The organism is Luteitalea sp., from assembly GCF_044337415.1.
GTDB lineage: Bacteria > Acidobacteriota > Vicinamibacteria > Vicinamibacterales > Vicinamibacteraceae > Luteitalea.
In genome coordinates this window covers 1-3,521 of record NZ_JBIINP010000324.1, presented here as the reverse complement: position 1 = coordinate 3,521, position 3,521 = coordinate 1, and the positions used below count along the sequence as shown (strand labels likewise).

3 protein-coding genes are annotated in these 3,521 nt (G+C 69.8%); 2 read left to right on the top strand and 1 reads right to left on the bottom strand.

The annotated features are described in order from the left end of the window. Positions 1 to 322: (2Fe-2S)-binding protein (locus ACIRDX_RS21725; protein ID WP_396627515.1), on the top strand; the 322-nt coding region annotated here is incomplete at its 5' end. Continuing rightward, positions 319 to 2,553: a molybdopterin cofactor-binding domain-containing protein gene (locus ACIRDX_RS21720; RefSeq protein WP_396627514.1), complete on the top strand. Its 2,235-nt coding sequence runs from the start codon at positions 319 to 321 to the stop codon at positions 2,551 to 2,553. The genes ACIRDX_RS21725 and ACIRDX_RS21720, both read left to right, overlap by 4 nt. Before the next feature lie 195 nt (positions 2,554 to 2,748). Here the strand turns inward: ACIRDX_RS21720 and ACIRDX_RS21715 are convergent. Continuing rightward, the coding region (locus ACIRDX_RS21715) for a hypothetical protein (protein ID WP_396627513.1) at positions 2,749 to 3,521 on the bottom strand (773 nt) is incomplete at its 5' end.

The following is a 3,521-nucleotide window of genomic DNA, read 5'->3' as shown; positions in this document are numbered from 1 at the left end:
CCACATGGACGGCAGGCCCATCCGCGCCTGTGCGACGCCCATCTCGATGATTGCGGGCAAGAAGATCGTGACCATCGAGGGGCTGGCGCCCGCCGGTGGCGAGCACCCGCTGCAGGTGGCCTGGAAGCAGCACCAGGTGCCTCAGTGCGGGTACTGCCAGAGCGGCCAGATCATGCAGGCGGCAGCGCTCCTCGCCTCGCGTCCCAACGCCACCGAGGCGCAGATCGAGTCCTACATGGAAGGGATTCTCTGCCGTTGTGGCACGTACCAGCGCATCCGCGCGGCCATCAAGGAGGCCCAGGCGGCCGGGAGGCAGGCATGAACGCCGCTCGCGTCTCGCGTCGTGCGTTTCTCGGCGGCGCCGCTGCCAGCGGCGCGTTCATCCTCGGCACCCGCCTCGTGCCCGTGTCGGTGTTCTCGGCCGACGTCGCCGCGCAGGCCGCGTGGGAGCCGGGTGTCTACCTCGCCATCCTGCCCGACGGCCTCGTGCAGATCGTGGCCCATCGATCGGAGATGGGCACGGGCATCCGCACGTCGCTGCCGTTGGTCGTCGCCGACGAACTCGACGCCGACTGGGCGAAGGTGACGATCGTCCAGGCCATCGGCGACAAGAAGTACGGCTCGCAGAACACCGACGGCTCGTGTTCCATCCGCGATTTCCACGAGGCGATGCGCGTGGCGGGCGCGAGCGCGCGCACGATGCTCGAGCAGGCCGCCGCGAAGGCGTGGAACGTGCCCGTGGCCGAGGTGGCCGCGCGCAACCACGCCGTCGTGCACGAGAAGAGCGGCAAGTCCGCCGGCTTTGGTGAACTCGTCGCCACCGCGCGCACGCTGTCGGTGCCCGAGGCGTCCTCGCTGCGCTTCAAGAAGCCCGAGGACTACCGCTACGTGGGCAAGCCCGTGCCCGTGGTGGATCTCGACCCCATCGTGAAGGGCACGGCGACCTACGGCATCGACGTCGAGCGCCCGGGCATGGTGTTCGCGACGATCGCGCGTCCGCCCGTGCTCGGCAGCCCGCTGTCGACGGTGGACGATGCGGCCGCCCGTGCGACGTCGGGCGTGCAGGACATCGTCAGGCTGCCGCTCGCGACGCCGCCCTACGGCTTCAAGGCCCTGGGTGGCGTCGCTGTGCTCGGCAACTCCACGTGGGCCGCCATCAAGGGCCGCGAGGCGCTCAAGGTCCAGTGGGGGCCGAGCCCGAACGCGAGCTTCGACTCGGCGACGTTCAAGAAGACGCTGATGGACGTCGTCAAGACGCCGGGTCGCGTGGTGCGCGACCAGGGCGACGCCGAGAAGGCGCTCGCCGGTGCGTCCAGCGTGCACGAGGCGACGTACTACACGCCGATGCTCGCCCACGCGCCGATGGAGCCACCGATGGCGGTGGCCGAGGTGAAGGACGGCAAGGCGGAGATCTGGACCTGCACGCAGAACCCGCAGGCCGTGCAGGACACGGTGGCCGAGGCGCTCGGCATCAAGGCGCAGGATGTCACCTGCCACGTGACGCTGCTCGGCGGCGGCTTCGGGCGCAAGTCCAAGCCCGACTACTGTGCCGAGGCTGCGTTGCTCGCAAAGCAGGTCGGCAAGCCGGTCAAGGTCGTGTGGACGCGCGAGGACGACCTGCAGTTCGACTACTTCCACGCGCCGGCGGCGATGTACATGAAGGCCGCGGTCGATGCGTCTGGCGTGCCGACCAGCCTGCTGGCGCGCACCGCGTTCCCGCCGATCGGCTCCACCTTCGATGCCAAGGAGCAGTACGGCGGCTTCCAGGTGAGCATGGGGTTCTCGGACATCCCGTACCGGATTCCGAACCTGAGGGTCGAGAACAACCCGGCGCCGTCGCCCGTGCGCATCGGCTGGCTGCGATCGGTGGCGCACATCCACCACGCGTTCGCGGTGCAGAGCTTCACTGACGAACTTGCGGCGGCAGCCAAGGCCGATCGCGTCGAGTACCTGCTGAAGCTGATCGGCGACCCGCGCGTGATCGACCTCGCCGCGGAGGGCGTGAAGGGCGCGCGACCGAACCCGAAGCACCCGTTCGACACGGCGCGCCTGCGTCGCGTGATCGACGTGGTTGCAGAGAAGTCGGGCTGGGCGAAGAAGCCCGCCACGGCCGGGCGCGCGCTGGGCATCGCGGCGCACTACAGCTTCCTGAGCTACATCGCGGCGGTGGTCGAGGTCGAGGTGAATGCTCGCGGGCAGGTGAAGATCCCGACGGTGCACATCGCCGTCGATCCGGGGCTGGTCATCAGTCCCGATCGCGTGAAGGCGCAGTTCGAGGGCGCCGCGGTGTTCGGCACGAGCATCGCCATGCTGAGCGAGATGACCGCGAGCGGCGGGAAGATCGACCAGCAGAACATCTCCACGTACGTGCTGGCGCGCCAGGTCGAAGCGCCGCGCGAGACGCACGTCCACATCGTCCCGAGCACCGCCGCGCCGGCCGGCGTGGGCGAGCCCGGCGTGCCCCCGATGGCCCCGGCGATCGCCAACGCGATATTCGCGGCGACCGGCAAGCGCCTGCGCGACCTGCCGATCCGGCGAGTGTCGATGGCCTAGGCAGAGGTAGGGCGGGGTGTCCCCACCCCGCCGTCTTTTCGTGGGATCCGGCTCAAGGCCCAGGGCTCGAGGCTCAGAGAGCATGCCGTGAAGTCAGTATGCTTTCTGAGCCCTGAGCCCTGAGCCCTGAGCCCTGAGCCCTGAGCCCTGAGCCCTGAGCCCAGCGCCCTGCGCTGAGCCCTGAGCCCGGTTGCCTCACAGCCGCAGGTAGAGCCCCCGCGCGTTCAGCCAGCGCACCATCCACCACACGAGCCCGACGTGCAGTCCGCCCAGGAGCATGGCCCACCAGGCCGGCGCATCCTTCGGCGCGAGGTTCATGAGCGACGCGACGGCGAGGACGTGGAGCACGTAGGCGGCCAGGGCGTTGGTGCCGAGGTCGTGGAAGAGCGTGAGGCGCCAGCCTCGTACGTCGCACGCCTGTCGGAAGGCCGCGTAGAGCGCGAGCGACACGCCAGAGGCGAACAGCAGGTACGAGGTGCTTCCCGCCTCCTGGCTCATGGTCCACATGTCGAACGGTCGCGGATTCTCCACGAACGGTGGCACGGCCCACCCGCCGCCATTGGCCAGACACGACATCGCATAGCCCCCGGCCATCAGCGCTGCGCCGGCCATCACCATGCGCCACGGGTTCCGGCGTGCCACGACGGCATCGTAGGCCAGCGTTCCAGCGACCGCCGGCAGGGTCCAGGTGAGGAAGCCGAGCGGCCCGCCGTCGATCACGCCGTAATCACGGACCGTCTCGAACCAGAACGCGTGCGACAGCCACAGGTGCAGCCCGGCGCTCGCAGCCGCGAACGCGATGCGCACGCCGGCGCCACGCGTGACGACCGGCACGAGCCAGAGCGAGGTGACGGCGATGTGGACCAGCGCCTGGAAGGGCAGGCGCCAGACGGCGAGCGACAGGAATCCGCGCCAGCCCGTGGCCTCGAGTGCGGCCCAGTCCTTCCACGGCGATCCGAATTCGTAGA

Coding starts and splice junctions, on each gene's coding strand:
- ACIRDX_RS21720 (WP_396627514.1), top strand. CDS start 319: ATGAACGCCGCTCGCGTCTCGCGTCGTGCGTTTCTCGGCGGCGCCGCT.